Source organism: Streptomyces sp. NPDC014764 (genome assembly GCF_043082785.1).
Taxonomy (GTDB): domain Bacteria; phylum Actinomycetota; class Actinomycetes; order Streptomycetales; family Streptomycetaceae; genus Streptomyces; species Streptomyces althioticus.
The window spans coordinates 153,366-168,947 of the sequence record NZ_JBIBXY010000006.1; the positions used below are offsets into that span (position 1 = coordinate 153,366).

Annotated in this window: 14 protein-coding genes; 3 read left to right on the plus strand and 11 right to left on the minus strand. The window is 72.5% G+C overall.

The genetic code is table 11. The features are described from left to right. Nucleotides 1-81: 81 nt before the first annotated feature. Nucleotides 82-1,284: a lactonase family protein gene (locus ACF1AG_RS17150; protein WP_359600618.1), complete on the plus strand. Its 1,203-nt coding sequence runs from the start codon at nucleotides 82-84 to the stop codon at nucleotides 1,282-1,284. Here ACF1AG_RS17150 and ACF1AG_RS17155 read toward each other — a convergent pair. Then, nucleotides 1,252-1,980, minus strand: a complete 729-nt coding sequence (locus tag ACF1AG_RS17155) for a DUF2470 domain-containing protein (protein WP_387795182.1) — start codon at nucleotides 1,978-1,980, stop codon at nucleotides 1,252-1,254. The two genes, ACF1AG_RS17150 and ACF1AG_RS17155, sit on opposite strands and share 33 nt — an antisense overlap. A gap of 95 nt (nucleotides 1,981-2,075) precedes the next feature. Further along, nucleotides 2,076-2,684, minus strand: a complete 609-nt coding sequence (locus ACF1AG_RS17160) for a TetR/AcrR family transcriptional regulator (protein ID WP_359600616.1) — start codon at nucleotides 2,682-2,684, stop codon at nucleotides 2,076-2,078. A 111-nt stretch (nucleotides 2,685-2,795) separates the two neighbouring features. Here ACF1AG_RS17160 and ACF1AG_RS17165 point away from each other — a divergent pair, with 111 nt between their 5' ends. Next, nucleotides 2,796-4,319 carry a cytochrome P450 gene (locus tag ACF1AG_RS17165; RefSeq protein WP_391809966.1) on the plus strand — a complete coding sequence of 508 codons (1,524 nt, stop codon included), beginning with the start codon at nucleotides 2,796-2,798 and terminating at the stop codon, nucleotides 4,317-4,319. 178 nt (nucleotides 4,320-4,497) lie between these two features. Here the strand turns inward: ACF1AG_RS17165 and ACF1AG_RS17170 are convergent, their stop codons facing one another. The 9 genes from ACF1AG_RS17170 to ACF1AG_RS17210 all read right to left on the minus strand — a co-directional run bounded on the left by ACF1AG_RS17170 (nucleotide 4,498) and on the right by ACF1AG_RS17210 (nucleotide 13,898). Further along, on the minus strand, nucleotides 4,498-5,391 hold the full coding sequence (locus ACF1AG_RS17170) for a sigma-70 family RNA polymerase sigma factor (protein WP_391809967.1): 894 nt from the start codon (nucleotides 5,389-5,391) through the stop codon (nucleotides 4,498-4,500). A gap of 5 nt (nucleotides 5,392-5,396) precedes the next feature. Then, nucleotides 5,397-6,140: a PIG-L deacetylase family protein gene (locus ACF1AG_RS17175; protein ID WP_359600613.1), complete on the minus strand. Its 744-nt coding sequence runs from the start codon at nucleotides 6,138-6,140 to the stop codon at nucleotides 5,397-5,399. A 63-nt stretch (nucleotides 6,141-6,203) separates the two neighbouring features. Beyond that, a complete protein-coding gene (locus tag ACF1AG_RS17180; RefSeq protein WP_391809968.1) occupies nucleotides 6,204-7,505 on the minus strand; it encodes an alpha/beta fold hydrolase in 1,302 nt (433 codons plus the stop codon). 114 nt (nucleotides 7,506-7,619) lie between these two features. Continuing rightward, nucleotides 7,620-8,639, minus strand: coding sequence for a LacI family DNA-binding transcriptional regulator (locus ACF1AG_RS17185; protein ID WP_359600611.1), 1,020 nt, complete (start codon nucleotides 8,637-8,639; stop codon nucleotides 7,620-7,622). Nucleotides 8,640-8,749: 110 nt separating this feature from the next. Beyond that, the gene (locus ACF1AG_RS17190) at nucleotides 8,750-9,070 is read right to left on the minus strand and encodes an L-rhamnose mutarotase (RefSeq protein WP_359600610.1); all 321 of its coding nucleotides are present in this window, start codon (nucleotides 9,068-9,070) and stop codon (nucleotides 8,750-8,752) included. A gap of 35 nt (nucleotides 9,071-9,105) precedes the next feature. After that, complete coding sequence (gene rhaS, locus ACF1AG_RS17195; protein ID WP_359600609.1) at nucleotides 9,106-10,188, minus strand: rhamnose ABC transporter substrate-binding protein; 1,083 nt, start codon at nucleotides 10,186-10,188, stop codon at nucleotides 9,106-9,108. Between the two features lie 27 nt (nucleotides 10,189-10,215). Next, nucleotides 10,216-11,226, minus strand: coding sequence for an ABC transporter permease (locus ACF1AG_RS17200; protein ID WP_391809969.1), 1,011 nt, complete (start codon nucleotides 11,224-11,226; stop codon nucleotides 10,216-10,218). Then, entirely contained in the window at nucleotides 11,219-12,259 is a 1,041-nt protein-coding gene (locus ACF1AG_RS17205) for an ABC transporter permease (protein WP_359600607.1), read from the minus strand. Before ACF1AG_RS17205 ends, ACF1AG_RS17200 begins: the two co-directional genes overlap by 8 nt. Nucleotides 12,260-12,383: 124 nt before the next feature. Next, the gene (locus ACF1AG_RS17210) at nucleotides 12,384-13,898 is read right to left on the minus strand and encodes a sugar ABC transporter ATP-binding protein (protein ID WP_391809970.1); all 1,515 of its coding nucleotides are present in this window, start codon (nucleotides 13,896-13,898) and stop codon (nucleotides 12,384-12,386) included. A gap of 262 nt (nucleotides 13,899-14,160) precedes the next feature. Between ACF1AG_RS17210 and rhaI the strand changes: the two genes are divergently transcribed. Next, complete coding sequence (gene rhaI / locus ACF1AG_RS17215) at nucleotides 14,161-15,321, plus strand: L-rhamnose isomerase (RefSeq protein ID WP_391809971.1); 1,161 nt, start codon at nucleotides 14,161-14,163, stop codon at nucleotides 15,319-15,321. Nucleotides 15,322-15,582 lie beyond the last annotated feature (261 nt).

Below are 15,582 nucleotides of genomic sequence, written 5' to 3' on the forward strand. Positions count from 1 at the left end.
GGTTCCCTTGCGTTCGACGGGTGATCGACGCCAAGGTTGCCCCGAGGCGAGCGGGACGGGAGACGACCGAAGGTGCGTGTGATGAACAGGGCCGGCTTGAGCAGGCGCCGCTTCGTGGGCGCGTTCGCGGGGACGGCCGCCGGGATGTCGCTGCCCGCCTGCGACGACGGCTCCCCGCCGTCCGACGCCCCGACCCCACTCGCCCCGGCCACGATGACCGGCCCGGACACACCGAGCGCGACCCCCTCGGGTCCGCGCCCGCTGTACCTGGGCACGTACACCTCGGTCGACGGCGGCGGCGAGGGCATCGGGACCGCGACGTACGACCCGGCGACGGGGCGGATCAGCGGCGGGGAGGTCATCGGCGGGGTGGGCGACCCCTCGTTCCTGGCGGTGCACCCGGACGGCCGGACGCTGTACGCGGTGAACGAGCGGGAGGACGGCGCGGTGACCGCCGTACGGCTGTCCGACCGGGAGGTGCTGGGCAGCAGCCCCACCGGTGGGTCCTCGCCGTGCCATCTGTCGGTGCATCCGGGCGGGCGGTTCCTGCTGAGCGCCGACTACGGCTCGGGCACGGTCGCCGTGCACCGGATCGAGGCGTCGGGCGCGCTGAGCGATCGCACGGACCTGGTCACCCACTCCGAGCCGGCTCCCGGCCCGGGTCAGCAGGGCCCCCACGCGCACCAGTTCGTCACCGCCCCGGACGGCGGTCACGTCCTCGCCGTGGACCTGGGCACGGACACCGTGTACACGTACCGCCTCGACGAGAAGGCGGGCACGCTCACCGAGGTGTCGCGGGCGACGGCGCGGGCCGGTGCGGGACCCCGCCATCTGACGTTCCACCCCGGCGGGCGGTACGCGTACCTCGCCGACGAGCTGGACGACACGGTGACGGTGTGCGCCTACGATCCGGTGTCGGGGCGGCTGACGATCGGGGATCCGCAGCCGACGGGCTCGGCCCCTGAAGCGGGCACCAACTACCCGGCACAGCTCGTCGTCACCGGCGACGGACGGCACGCGTACTTGGCCAACCGGGGTCACAACAGCCTCGCACGGTACGCCGTGGAGGAGGACGGGGCCCGGCTGCGGCTGCTCGGCACGGTGCCGGTGGGTGGCGACTTCCCGCGCCACGTCGCCCTCTCCCCCGACGGGGGGCTGCTGTTCACGGCGAACCAGAGGTCGGGCGACGTCAGCGTGTTCCAGGTGGACGCGGCCAGCGGTGAACTGAGCCCGGTGGGCGAGCCGTTCGCGTCACCCGTCGCCGTCTGCGCGCTGCCGCTGTAGCGGCTGGGGACGGGATGCGGCGGCCGCCTGGGAGAGCAGCACGTGCATGCGCTCGGTGAGCTGCGATACGTCGTCGGCGGGCGCGTGGAACGGCAGCCGTACGTCGCCGTCGGTGCGGGCGCGTTCGACCCGCAGGGTCAGTCCGTGGCGGTCGACGGCGAGCGGCCGCACCCGGACCGCGCCCTGGAGGCTCTCCGGGTCCACGAGACGGGTGAGCCGGTCGACGGCGTCGGCGTGGCAGTCCGCGAGGTGGGTCAGCAGCCGCGCCTCGGCGCCGGCCAGCGGGTCGGGCACGGCTGCGGTGAACTCGTCGGCGCCGACCATCAGCGCGCCGGAGGGCCTGCGGAGGACCACGCGGCTGGGCCGCAGCGCGAGCCGGCCGCCCTCGACGGAGAACCATCCGGCGAGCCACACCCGGGAGCGGACGCGGTTGCGCACGGGGACGGGCGCCACGTCGGCGAACTCCAGCACGGCGGACGGCTCTCCGCGCGGCGCGCAGATCGCCGCGGCCAGCAGCGCGCCGTCGTCGGGCACGTCCAGCAGCACCCGGCCGTCGTCCGTGACGGTGTGCGCACCGACCAGCTCCTCGCGGGTGCCCTCCGCGGTCACCGTGCAGGACCATGCGGCGGCGAGCACGGAGCGGGCCCGCTCGGCCGCGCCGGGCGCGGCGGCCCAGCCGTGCGTGTGGTCACCCATCCCAACCTCCTATTAGGTAAGCCTTGCCTAACCTATCGGGGATCGGGGCGTGCGCCAACCGGCCCAGGTGATCTTTTCGGAACCTTTCAGCGCAGTCAGGGTGCGAGGAGGCCCAGCAGAGCGCGCGCACACAGGTCGCGTACCTGGTCGCGCCCCAGCTGCGCCCCGCGCAGCCACTCCAGACAGACCGCCGTGGTGAACGCCAGCCAGCCGCGCACCGCGAGCCGGGTGTCCGGCCGGTTCTCCAGCACGGGACCGAACTCGGGGTCGGCGGCGAGCGCGGCGAGGATCTGCCGCTCCTGCGCGGCCAGCGCCCGCCGGTAGACCCGCCGCACCGCCTGGTCCCCCGCCGCGTCGGCACGGTGGAAGGCGCGGTAGCCGTGCGCGTGGGACTCGACGTACTCGAGATAGGCGTCGAGCCCGGCGGCGAGCTGCGCCCGCACCGGGACACCCGGCACGGGCGCCGTCATCCGGAGCATCCGCTCGCTCTCGCGCTCCACCACGGCCGCGAAGAAGTCCCGTTTGGCCGGGAAGTAGTGGTAGAGAAGTCCGCGCGACACCCCGGCGATCTCGGCGACCTGCTCGATCCACACGTCGTCGTAGGGGCTCTCCGAGAACAACCGCGCACCCACGGCGAGCAGTTGCTCCCGGCGCTCCTCGGTGCTGAGCCGGCGGCGCGCGCGCCCGCCCTGGTCCACGGCCATTCCCGCACTGTAGTTGACGCCGGTTCGGTGGCCGGACCAGACTGTGACCGCGTTATTGAACTCATGTGCAACACGCCGCCACTCGCTCGCCGGACCGAAGGAGACCGCGTCATGGCGGAGACGACGGCACGGGCCGCTGTGCCGAAGGGGTTCCGCAGCGCGGAGCAGGGCTGGCCCGCACTGCACCGCATTCCGCACCCGCCGCACCGGCTGCCGCTGCTGGGCGACGTCCTCGGGTCCAGCAGAAGCACGCCCGTACAGGACTCGGTGCGCATGGCCCGGCAGCTGGGCCCCGTCTTCCGGCGCCGGGCCTTCGGCCGGGAGTTCGTGTTCACCTGGGGCGCCCGGCTGGTGGCCGACCTGGCCGACGAGTCGCGGTTCGCCAAGCACGTGGGGCTGGGCGTGGCCAACCTCCGCCCGCTCGCGGGCGACGGGCTGTTCACCGCGTACAACCACGAACCCAACTGGCAGCTGGCGCACGACGTGCTGGCGCCCGGGTTCAGCCGCGAGGCGATGGCCGGGTACCACCCGATGATGCTGTCGGTGGCGGCACGCCTGACCGAGCACTGGGACCGGGCGGCGGCGGACGGCCGGTGGGTGGACGTGCCCGGCGACATGACCAAGCTGACGCTGGAGACGATCGCGCGCACCGGGTTCGGACACGACTTCGGCTCGTTCGAACGGTCCCGCCCGCACCCGTTCGTCACGGCGATGGTCGGTACGCTCTCGCACGCGCAGCGGCTGAACAACGTGCCGCCGCCGCTGGCCCCGCTGCTGCTGCGCAGGGCGAACCGGCGCAACGCCGAGGACATCGCGCGGCTCGGCCGCATCGTCGACGAGGTGGTCCGCCGGCGGCGCGCCGACGGGCACGCGGAGGGCGACCTGCTCGACCGCATGCTGGAGACGGCCCACCCGGAGACCGGGGAGCGGCTGTCCGCGGAGAACGTGCGCCGCCAGGTGATCACCTTCCTGGTGGCCGGTCACGAGACCACATCCGGCGCCCTGTCCTTCGCCCTCCACTACCTGTCCCTCTGTCCGGACGTGGCGGACCGCGCCCGCGCCGAGGTGGACCGCGTCTGGGGCGACACGGACACGCCCGCCTACGAGCAGGTCGCCCGCCTCCGGTACGTCCGCCGTGTCCTCGACGAATCGCTGCGCCTGTGGCCGACGGCGCCCGCGTACTCGCGTGAGGCGACGCAGGACACGGTGCTGGCGGACGAGCATCCGATGCGGCGGGGCGCGTGGACGATGGTGCTGATCCCGATGCTGCACCGGGACCCCGAGGTGTGGGGCGCCGACGCCGACCGCTTCGACCCGGACCGCTTCGAGCCGGCGGCGGTACGCTCCCGCCCACCCCACGCCTACAAGCCCTTCGGCACGGGCGCCCGCGCCTGCATCGGCCGCCAGTTCGCCCTGCACGAGGCCACGCTGATCCTGGGCCTGCTCCTCCGCCGCTACGACCTGCGCCCCGACCCGGCGTACCGCCTCCGCGTGACGGAACGGCTCACCTTCATGCCGGAGGAACTGCGACTGCGTCCGGTCCGGCGAAGTGCGGTACGCGCCGACCTCCCCGCGCAGCGGACGGACAGCGTCAACCCGGGACCGGAGCGCGGTGAGCGACGCCCGCGGGGCTGAACCGACGGGCGTCGCCGCCGGACGGGACGGTCACCGACGTGCTCGGACGGACGCGCCACACCAGTCACCGCCTTCGCCGTACTCGTGCTCGTCGCGGCGCCGTTCCGCCGACGGTGCCTCCGCCTGAGGCCGTAGGCGGCCACCACCCGCGCGTCCACGGAGGCGCCCGCGCCGCGCGTCAGACCGCGTCGTCCGGCAGCACCAGCCCTTCCAGCCGCTCCGGGTCCGCCAGGATGTAGAGGGCCGTGATGCGGCCCTCGTGGACCGTGACCGTCAGGACCGAGCCGACGCGGCCGTCGACCACGCCGACCAGACCCGGGGCGCCGTTGACCAGGACCATGCGGGCGGTCGCGTTGTAACGGGAGAACAGCATCGCCGACTCGGCGACGCGCCGGGCGCCCCGGAGCCGCTTGGATCCCGCCACGCCCTGGACCAGGGCGCCCGCGTCGGCGCGCAGCACCACGTCCGGGTGCAGCACCGCGAGCAGCGCCTCGAAGTCGCCCAGGCGCGCGGCGGCGCGGAAGGCGTCGAGGGCCTGCCGCTGGCGCGCCGCGTCCGGGTCGGACGGCGGGGCCGAGTCGCGGACGCGGCGCCGGGCCCGGCCGGCGAGCTGACGGGTCGCGGCCGGGGTGCGCTCCACCACCGGGGCGATGTCGTCGAAGGGCACGGCGAACATGTCGTGCAGCACGAACGCCAGCCGCTCGTCGGGACCGAGGGCCTCCATCACGACCAGCAGGGCGATGCCGACCGAGTCGGCCTCCAGCGCCTCCTGCTCCGGGTCGACCCGGGCCAGCGGCCGGAGCACCGGGTCCGGGACGAACGTGTCGTCCATCGGCTGCTCCCGGCGCGCCGTGCGCGAGCGCAGCAGGTCCAGGCAGATGCGGCCGGTCACGGTGGTGAGCCAGCCACCCAGGTTGTCGATCCCGCCGGGCTCCACGCGGCCCAGCCGAAGCCACGCCTCCTGCACGGCGTCCTCCGCCTCGGCGAACGAGCCGAGCATGCGGTAGGCGACTGCCTTGAGGTGGGCGCGGTGCTCCTCGAAGCTCCGCGCGAGCAGCTCCTCCTCCCCCACGGCGCTCACCTCGGGAACAGCTCGAAGGCGACCGCCGGGCGGCTCCCGAACCGCTTTCCCGTCTCCTCGGCGAAGCCGCTCAGAAGCGTGCGCGCGTACGTCTCCGGGTCCTCGTCGGTGAGCGCCTCGATGTAGGTGCGGTGCTCCAGCAGGGAGCGCACCGCCCGCTCCAGGCCGGCCGTCGCGTCCACCGCGTGGGTGGGCGAGCTCGAACCGGCGACCGCCACCCAGCGCACGCCGTCCCAGGGCTCCAGCCCCTGCTCGGTCAGCTCCGGGAAGATCCAGCGGTTGCCGGCGTCGCCGGCCGCGTCGAGCGTGGCGCGGCCGACGGCCACGTGGTCCGGGGTGTTCCAGGCGGTGCCGCCCCAGGTGTCCCGGTGGTTCAGCGTGACGACCAGCTCGGGCCGGTGGCGCCGGATCGCCGCCGCGATGTCCCGGCGCAGGCCGGGACCGTACTCGATCACACCGTCCGCGTGGTCCAGGAAGGCGACCTCGGTCACGCCCACCACGGCCGCGCTCGCCCGCTGTTCGAGCTCCCGGAGCGGTCCGCACCTGGCCGGTTCCAGCGTGTCGATGCCCGCCTCGCCGCGGGTCGCCAGCACGTAGGAGACCTCGCGGCCCGCGTCGGTCCAGGCGGCGACGGCCGCCGCGCAGCCGTACTCCAGGTCGTCGGGGTGGGCGACCACGGCCAGAGCGCGCTGCCAGTCGTCGGGCATGGGCTGGAGTTGACTGATCGTCGGCTCGGTCATGTTCCGCAGGTTAACCCCCGCCACCGACAGTGCACGGGGGCGCGCGGTCGGACCTCCTCGCGGTCAGGCGTCCCCGCGGGCGAGGGCGAGCAGGCGGTCCAGGACGCGGGGGCCTCCGGTGCGGACGCCGTCGTGCTCGAACTCGTCGGTCACCCAGGTGCGCAGGCCGCGGACCGTCCGGGCGGTGGCCAGGGAGTGCGCGGTGTCGACGTACATGTCGTCGTGGTAGACGGCGGCAGCGGCCGGGACCTCGTTGGCGGCCAGGCGCGCCGGGTCGTACAGCGAGGTCCAGTCGGTGCGGGCGGCGAGGAGTTCCGCGGTCTCCCGCAGGGGACGCAGCGCCGGGTCGCAGTCGAACGTCCAGGGGTGGACCGTCTCGCCGGTGAACAGCACGGGCTGGTCGCCTGCGAGCGCCTTGGCCGCGTCGAACTGCGGGAACTCGGACCGGACCCGCTCGGCGGACCAGGCGGTGGGGCGGGCGTCCTGGGCGTAGATCGCCTCGTGGATCAGCGCGTAGAGGGGGTGTCCGGCGAACGACAGCAGGCCCTGCACCTCCTCCTGGAAGGCGTCCGAGAGCGCGGGGCCGGAAGGGGTCGGGACGAAGGCGTCCTCGAGGAGGAAGTGCAGGCGGTGGCTGCCGTCGCCGCCGCCGAGCATCAGGCCGAGGGACTGGAACGCCTCGACGGTGAACCGGTAGCCGTTCGGCAGGACCACGTCGTGGGTGAGGAGGTGGTCGGCGATGCGGCGGGCGCGCTCGACGTCCTGCGGGTAGCGGGCGTAGTGGGCCGCGACCTTGCGCTCGATGCGCGGGTAGGCGGCCCGGTAGACGTCGTCGGCGTGCGCGTCGAGGGAGGGCAGGCCGCCGGTGATCAGGGCGGTGTCCAGTCCTTCGGGGGCCATGGACAGGTAGGTGACGGTGCAGAAGCCGCCGAAGCTCTGGCCGAGCACGGTCCAGCGGGCGCCGCCGGTGACCTGCGGGCGGATGGCCTCGCAGTCGCGGACGATCGCGTCGGAGCGGAAGTGGGTGAGGTAGTCGGCCTGCCCGGCGGCGCCGCCGCGCAGCGGGAGCGTCTGCCGGTTGGCGGGGGTGGAGGCGCCGGTGCCGCGCTGGTCGAGGAGGAGGACCCGGTAGTCGTCCAGGGCGCGGCCGAGCCAGGCCGGCTTGCCGACGAAACGGTTCGCCCCGAAGCCCGGGCCGCCCTGGAGGTACAGCAGCCAGGGCAGGTCCCGGTCCGCCTTGTCCCGGGCGACGACCTCGCGCGCGTACAGCTCGATCGTCTCCCCCGAGGGGTTGTCGTGATCGAGGGGCACGGTGAACCGGCGGTCGGTGAGGACCACTCCGGGCTGGTGGTAGGTGTCGGTCAACGGGACTCCCGGGACGAACGGATTGTCGGGCCGCGACCCAGTTCAGCACATGTTCCTGCGGCCAACGACCCCGGGATCATGAAAAAGTTCCTGAATGCCGGTCAATCCTGTCGGTCAGCGCGCGGACAGGCTGGAGCGCCGTACGACCAGCTCCGGGGCGAGCACCACACGGCGGTGCTCGTGCGGGGCGCCGGTGTCCTCGGTCTCCTCGAGCAGCAGCTCGGCGGCCAGCGCGCCCATGGTGACGGCGGGCTGCCGCACGGAGGTGAGCGGCACGGCCGCCGCGGCGGCGAACTCGATGTCGTCGTAGCCGACGATGGCGAGGTCGTCGGGGACGCCGACGCCGGCCGCGTACATCGCCTGGAGCACACCGAGGGCGAGCAGGTCGTTGGCGCAGAACACGGCGGTGGGGCGGCGGGCCAGGCCGAGGAGACGGGCGCCGGCGTCGCGTCCGGCGGCGACGTCGAGCCGCTCGGTGGGCAGCTCGTGCAGGCTGTCGGGGCCGAGCCCGGCCTCGGCGAGGGCGTCGAGCGCGCCGGTGCGGCGGTCCCGGACCTGGTTGAGTCCGGGCGGGCCGCTGACGTACGCGACGGAGCGGTGTCCGGCGTCGACCAGGTGCCGCACGGCCAGGGCGCCGCCGGCGACGTCGTCGACGGAGACGGAGCACTCGGTGGTGCCCTCGGCGACCCGGTCGACCAGCACGAAGGGGATGCCGTGGCGTCTGAACGCCTCGATGTTGCGGCCGCTGGCGTCGGCGGGGGTGAGCAGCACGCCGCGTACCCGCTGTTCGGCGAAGAGGGACAGGTACTCGGCCTCCTCGCTCGGGCTCTGGGCGCTGTTGCAGACCATGACGCCGAGGCCGGCCTGGCGGGCGGCCCGCTCGGCGCCTCGCGCCACGTCGACGAAGAAGGGGTTGCCCATGTCGAGGACCAGCAGGCCCATGATGCGGCTGCGTCCGGCGCGCAGCTGGCGGGCGGACTCGCTGCGGACGTAGCCGAGCCGGTCGATGGCGGACAGCACCCGGGCGCGGGTCTCGGCGGCGACCGTGTCCGGACGGTTGATCACGTTGGAGACGGTGCCGACGGAGACTCCGGCGACGCGGGCGACGTCCTTGATACCCACCGACTGGGCCATCGGGCAGGGACCTCCAGGGATACGGGGAGACAGGGGGCGGCGCGGGCGGGCCCTCACACTACCCGCACGTCCGGCCCTTTTCGGTCACGGGCCGGGCGGGCCCGTGACCGTCAGCCGAGGTGGAAGACCTCGGTGAGCGGGGTCATCGCCTCGTCGGGCCGGGAGCCGTCGGGGGACTCGAAGAAGGGCGCCATCTCGGCCTGCCAGCGGGCATTGACCTCGGTGGCCTCCATGCCGGCCTTGGCGGCCTCGAAGTCGTCGGTCTCCAGGTAGCCGACGAGGAGGCCGTCGTCGCGCAGGAAGAGGGAGTAGTTGTGCCAGCCGGTGGCCGAGAGCGCCTCGCGCATCTCGGGCCACACGGCGGCGTGGCGTGCGCGGTACTCGTCGATGCGGTCCTGGCGGACCTTGAGCAGGAAGCAGACGCGTCGCACGGAGTACCGCCTTCCCGTGAAGCAGCTCGTGGGGGTCAGAAGTCGAACTGGTCGATGTTCTCCGCGTTGAACTCGGTGGGCTTGCCCAGGTTGATCACGCCGTCCTTGCCGATCGTGTACTCGCCCATCGCGCCGGCCGTGAAGGTCTCACCCTCCTGGCCGGTGATCTGGCCGGAGGCGAGCGCGATCGCGGTGCGGGCGGCCAGCTCGCCGAGCTTGGCCGGGTCCCACAGCTCGAACGCCTCGACGGTGCCGTTCTTGACGTACTTGCGCATGTCGTTGGGGGTGCCGAGGCCGGTCAGCTTGACCTTGCCCTTGTACTTGGAGCCGGACAGGTACTGGGCGGCGGCCTTGATGCCGACCGTGGTCGGGGAGATGATCCCCTTGAGGTTCGGGTACTCCTGGAGCAGGCCCTGGGTCTGCTGGAAGGACTGCTGGGCGTCGTCGTTGCCGTAGGCGACCTTGACCAGCTTCATGTCCTTGTACTTGGGATCCTTGAGCTCGTCCTTCATGAACTCGATCCAGGTGTTCTGGTTGGTCGCGGTCTGCGCGGCGGACAGGATCGCGATCTCGCCCTTGTAGCCGATCTGTTCGGCGAGGAGTTGCACCTCGGTGCGGCCCAGGTCCTCGGCGGACGCCTGGGAGACGAAGGCGTTGCGGCAGTCGGCCTTGGTGTCGGAGTCGTAGGTGACGACCTTGATGCCGTTCCTCATGGCCTGCTTGAGCGCGGTGCACAGGGCGCCGGGGTCCTGCGCGGAGACGGCCATCGCGTCGACCTGCTGCTGGGTCAGCGTGTTGACGTAGGAGACCTGCCCGGCGGTGTCGGTGGCGCTGGTGGGGCCGACCTCCTTGAAGGTGGAGCCGAGCTCCTTGACGGCCTTCTCGCCGCCCTTGTCGGCGGAGGTGAAGTAGGGGTTGTTGACCTGCTTGGGCAGGAAGCCGACGGTGAGGCCCTTCTTGGTGGCCGCGTCCGGGTCGGCCTTGCCGGCGGAGGCGGCGGCGCCGCCCTCGTTCTTGACGTCCTCCTTCGTGGTGCCGCCGCACGCGGTGGCGGCGAGGGCGAGGGAGGTGACGGCGGCGAGGGCCGCGCAGGTACGGCGGAGGGAAGCTGTGCGCATGGCGGGTTCCTTAAGGGCGAGGAGAGGTCATGAGGTCGGTGCAGGCGTCTTGCGGTCCGGAGCGGTGGCCGTCCTTCGTCCGGCGCGGGCCACGGCGATCTGCCGGGCGACGCGCGGGCCGAGGACGGACAGCAGGAGCAGCACGCCGGTGACGACGATCTGGGACTGGGCGGAGACGTCCCTCAGGCTCATCACGTTCTGCAGGGCTCCCAGCAGGAACACGCCGGCGATCGCGCCGCCGAGGGTGCCCCTGCCGCCGTCGAAGTCGATGCCGCCCAGCAGCACGGCCGCGACGACGGACAGTTCGAGGCCGGTGGCGTTGTCGTAGCGGGCGCTGGCGTAGTGCAGCGCCCAGAAGACGCCGGTGAGTGCCGACATCAGGCCGGTCACCGTGAACAGGATCAGCTTCTGCCGCTTGACGCGGATGCCGGCGAACCGCGCGGCCTCCTCACCGGCCCCGATCGCGAACAGCGACCGGCCGAACGGGGTGGCGTGCAGGCAGACGACGGCGATCGCGAGCAGCACCAGGAAGGGCAGGAAGGCGTACGGGACGAACGTGTCGCCGATGCGCCCGGCTGCGAAGTCCAGGTAGGCGGAGGGGAAGTCGGTGACCGCGTCGGAGCCGAGCACGATCTGCGCGATGCCCCGGTAGGCGGCGAGGGTGCCGATGGTGACGGCGAGCGAAGGCAGTCCGAGCCTGGTCACCAGCAGGCCGTTGACCAGTCCGCACACGACGCCGATGAGCAGGCAGACCGGGATGATCGTCTCGATGGCCATGCCCTGGTTCCACAGGGCGCCCATCACCGCGCCGGACAGCCCGGCCGTGGACGCCACGGACAGGTCGATCTCGCCGGACACCACGAGCAGCGTCATGGGCAGGGCGATCAGCGCGATCGGCAGGGTGTTGCCAATGAGGAACGACAGGTTGAGCGCGTTGCCGAAGCCGTCGACGGTGGTGAACGACAGCAGCAGGACGACCACGAGCAGGGCGCCGACGACCGTGTCCCAGCGAACGGCGCGCGTGAGGGAGTCAGGCATGGCGGGCGTTCCTCTTCTTTAGGGCGGAGGCCACGCGCAGCGCGACGACCCGGTCGACCGCGATGGCGAGGACGAGCAGGATGCCGTTGACGGCGAGCACCCACACGGAGCTGACCCCGAGCGCGGGCAGCACACTGTTGATCGAGGTGAGCAGCAGCGCGCCGAGGGCGGCGCCGTAGACGCTGCCGGAGCCGCCGGTGAAGACGACGCCGCCGACCACGACCGCGCTGACGACGGTGAGTTCGTAGCCGCTGCCGGTGCCGGAGTCGACGTTGCCGAAACGGGCGAGGTACAGCGCGCCGGCCAGCCCGGCGAGGGCGCCGCAGAAGGTGTAGGCGGCGAGGATCCGCCTGCGCACCGGGATGCCCGCGAGCCGGGCCGCCTCCGGGTTGGAGCCGAGCGCGTACAGCTCGCGCCCGCAGCCGAAGTGCCGCAGGCAGTACGCCGTGGCCACCAGTACCGCGAGCGCGATCAGCGCCAGGTAGGGCACGGCGGAGACGCCGCCGGAGCCGAAGTCGACGAAGCCGCCTGGGAGATCGGCCGCGGTGATCTGGCGGGAGCCGACCCAGATGGAGTCGATGCCGCGGATGATGTACAGCGTGCCGAGGGTGACGACGAGGGCGGGTACCTGGCCGAGGGAGACGAGCAGGCCGTTGAGCAGGCCGAAGCCGACGCCGAGCAGGACGGCGAGGGCGACGGCGAGGACCGGGTCGCCGCCGTCCTGGAGGTAGAGGCCGGCGGCGAAGGCGCTGATGCCGAGGGTGGAGCCGACGGACAGGTCGACGTTGCGGGTGATGACGACCAGGGCCTGGCCGGTGGCGACCAGCACCAGGATGGTCGCGTTCAGCAGCAGGTCCTTGATGCCCTGCTCGGACAGGAATTCGCTGTTGCCGGCCTGGGTGACGGCGATCATCACCAGCAGCACGGCGAGGATGGCGAGTTCGCGCATCTTGAAGACGCGGTCCACCAGCCGGGTGGCGCCTGCCTTCGGCACCTCGGTGACGGGGGCTTCGTCGGGGGCGGTGACCGTCATGCCGTGCCCCTTCCGTTCGCTGCTCCGCCCGTGCGGCGCGGAGGTGCGGGCGTCGTGAACGTCCGCGGGCCGGTGACCGCGCGTGTTCCCCCACGGCCTGAAGGGCGTGGGCGGTACTTCCCTCTCACGCGGCCCTCCCGGTGGCTGCGGCCATCACGGTTTCCTCGGTGGCGTCGGTGCGGGGGATCTCGGCGGTGAGCCGGCCCTCGTGCATGACCAGCACACGGTCGGCCATGCCGAGGACCTCGGGCAGGTCGGAGGAGATCATCAGGACGGCCACGCCGTCGGCGGCGAGCTGCGACAGCAGCCGGTGCACCTCGGCCTTGGTGCCGACGTCTATGCCGCGCGTGGGCTCGTCCACGATCAGCACCTTGGGGCGCGTGGCGAGCCACTTGGCGAGGACGACCTTCTGCTGGTTGCCGCCGGACAGCGTGTTCACCGTGTCGGCGATACGGGCGTACTTGACGCGGAGTTTCACGGCCCAGTCGAGTGAGCGGCTGCGTTCGGCGCCCCGGTCCATCAGCCCGGCCCTCACGGTGGCGCCGAGGCCGGTGAGGCCGATGTTGCGCTCGATGGACATGTCCATCACCAGGCCCTGGGCGCGCCGGTCCTCGGGGACCAGGGCGAGTCCGGCGGCCATCGCGGTGGACGGGGCTCCGTCGGTGAGCCTGCGTCCGTCGACCTCGACCTCGCCGGCGTCCCGGCGGTCGATGCCGAACACCGCGCGGGCCACCTCGGTGCGTCCGGCGCCGACCAGTCCGGCGAGTCCCACGATCTCGCCGCGCCGCACGTCGAAGGAGACGTCGGTGAAGACGCCCTCGCGGGTGAGGCGCCGCACGCTCAGGGCGACCTCGCCGGGTGTCACGTCCTGCTTGGGGTAGAGCTCGGCCAGGTCCCGGCCCACCATGCGGCGGACCAGGTCGTCCTCGGTCATTGCGTCGAGGGGTTCGCTCGCGATCCAGGCGCCGTCGCGCAGGGTGGTGACGCGTCGGCAGATCTCGAAGATCTCCTCCAGGCGGTGCGAGATGAAAAGGACGGCGGCGCCCTGGTCACGCAGCGCGCGGACGACGCCGAAGAGGCGGGCGACCTCGCTGTGGGTGAGGGCGGCGGTGGGCTCGTCCATGATCAGGACGCGGGCGTCGAAGGAGAGCGCCTTGGCGATCTCGACGATCTGCTGGTCGGCGATGGACAGTCCGCGGGCGGGCCGGTCCGGGTCCAGTCCGACGCCGAGCCGCTTCATCAGGGCGGTGGTGGCGTCACGCGTCGCCCGGTGGTCGATGCGGCGCAGGGCGCGGCGGGGCTGACGGCCCATGAAGATGTTCTCGGCGATCGACAGGTCGGGGAAGAGCGTAGGTTCCTGGTAGATCACGGCGATGCCGGCGTCGCGGGCGTCCCCGGGCCCGTGGAAGACGACGGGCGCGCCGTCGAGCAGCACCTGGCCGGCGTCCGGCCGGTGCACGCCGGCGAGCGTCTTGATGAGCGTGGACTTGCCGGCTCCGTTCTCTCCGGCCAGGGCGTGCACCTCCCCGGGGAACAGCTCCAGGGAGACGTCCCGCAGCGCGCGGACCGCGCCGAAGGACTTCGAGATGCCCTTGAGCGCGAGGACCGGGGCCGGACCCGTGTCGGACGGGTGGGTCATGAGGGCTCCTCGACGACGTCGGCGGTGCGACCCTGACGACGTCGTGAAAGGTTTCAACTGGATTGCCGGGACGTTAGGCGCGTCGCGCATGTCACGTCAATGGGTCTCGGTCGAAAAGATTGCGACCGCTTCGGATCACACCCAGGTCACGTAGGAAGGCCGTGACCAAGGGGGTTGACACCCCTTCGGGGGACCCCTAGCCTCGCGTCCTGAATCGTTTCACTCTATGGTCGTTACGACCCGATGTCACAGGAGCCCTGACGTGACCGAGCGCGCCGCGGTGAAAGCCGCTCTCAAGACCCAGGCCGTCGAGACGCCGTCGTGGGCGTACGGCAACTCGGGCACCCGGTTCAAGGTGTTCGCGCAGCAGGGCGTCCCGCGCGATCCGCGGGAGAAGCTGGACGACGCGGCCAAGGTGCACGAGTTCACGGGTGTCGCGCCGACCGTGGCGCTGCACATCCCCTGGGACAGGGTCGACGACTACGCGGCGCTGGCCCGGCACGCCGAGGAGCGCGGGCTGCGGCTCGGCGCGGTCAACTCCAACACGTTCCAGGACGACGACTACCGGCTCGGCTCCGTCTGCCACCCCGACGCGGCCGTGCGCCGGAAGGCCGTGGACCATCTGCTGGAGTGCGTCGGCATCATGGACGCGACCGGGTCGAAGGACCTGAAGCTGTGGTTCGCGGACGGCACCAACTACCCCGGGCAGGACGACTTGCGGGCCCGGCAGGACCGGCTGGCGGAGGCGCTCGCCGAGGTCTACGAGCGGCTCCGGGACGACCAGCGGATGCTCCTGGAGTACAAGCTGTTCGAGCCGGCGTTCTACGCGACGGACGTCCCCGACTGGGGGACGGCGTACGCGCACTGCCTGAAGCTGGGGCCGAAGGCGCAGGTGGTGGTGGACACGGGGCATCACGCGCCGGGCACGAACATCGAGTTTATCGTGGCGACGCTGCTGCGGGAGGGGAAGCTCGGGGGGTTCGACTTCAACTCGCGGTTCTACGCCGACGACGACCTGATGGTCGGCGCGGCCGACCCGTTCCAGCTGTTCCGGATCATGTACGAGGTGGTCCGCGGGGGCGGGCTGTCCGGGGACGTGGCGTTCATGCTGGATCAGTGCCACAACGTGGAAGCGAAGATTCCCGCGATCATCCGGTCCGTCATGAACGTGCAGGAGGCCACCGCCAAGGCGTTGCTGGTGGACCGGTCGGCTCTGGATGAGGCGCAGCGCGCCGGGGACGTGCTGGCGGCCAACGCCGTGCTGATGGACGCGTTCAGTACGGACGTGCGTCCGCTTCTTCGGGAGGTTCGGGAGGAGATGGGGTTGGATCCCGATCCGATGGGGGCGTATGCGCGGTCGGGGTGGGCGGAGAAGATCGTGGCTGAGCGGGTGGGGGGTGAGCAGGCGGGGTGGGGGGCGTAGGCGGGGTGGGGGGGCAGGCGGCTGCCGGGTTTCCGCGTCGTCGCCGGGTGCGGGTTCGTGGGGGCTGGTCGCGCAGTTCCCCGCGCCCCTGGAGGCGCGTTCCGCTCGCCCTCCCTCGATCGCCGCGCATCCCTGGAGGCGCGTTCCGCTCGCCCTCCCTCGATCGCCGCGCATCCCTGGAGGCGCGTTCCGCTCGCCCTCTCTCAGATCCCCGCGCACCCCTGGAGGTGCGTCCCCCTCACCCTCTTCTTCAAGGACTGG

Coding starts and splice junctions, on each gene's coding strand:
- ACF1AG_RS17150 (WP_359600618.1), top strand. CDS start 82: ATGAACAGGGCCGGCTTGAGCAGGCGCCGCTTCGTGGGCGCGTTCGCG.
- ACF1AG_RS17155 (WP_387795182.1), bottom strand. CDS start 1,980: ATGGGTGACCACACGCACGGCTGGGCCGCCGCGCCCGGCGCGGCCGAG.
- ACF1AG_RS17160 (WP_359600616.1), bottom strand. CDS start 2,684: ATGGCCGTGGACCAGGGCGGGCGCGCGCGCCGCCGGCTCAGCACCGAG.
- ACF1AG_RS17165 (WP_391809966.1), top strand. CDS start 2,796: ATGGCGGAGACGACGGCACGGGCCGCTGTGCCGAAGGGGTTCCGCAGC.
- ACF1AG_RS17175 (WP_359600613.1), bottom strand. CDS start 6,140: ATGACCGAGCCGACGATCAGTCAACTCCAGCCCATGCCCGACGACTGG.
- ACF1AG_RS17185 (WP_359600611.1), bottom strand. CDS start 8,639: ATGGCCCAGTCGGTGGGTATCAAGGACGTCGCCCGCGTCGCCGGAGTC.
- rhaS (WP_359600609.1), bottom strand. CDS start 10,188: ATGCGCACAGCTTCCCTCCGCCGTACCTGCGCGGCCCTCGCCGCCGTC.
- ACF1AG_RS17200 (WP_391809969.1), bottom strand. CDS start 11,226: ATGCCTGACTCCCTCACGCGCGCCGTTCGCTGGGACACGGTCGTCGGC.
- ACF1AG_RS17205 (WP_359600607.1), bottom strand. CDS start 12,259: ATGACGGTCACCGCCCCCGACGAAGCCCCCGTCACCGAGGTGCCGAAG.
- ACF1AG_RS17210 (WP_391809970.1), bottom strand. CDS start 13,898: ATGACCCACCCGTCCGACACGGGTCCGGCCCCGGTCCTCGCGCTCAAG.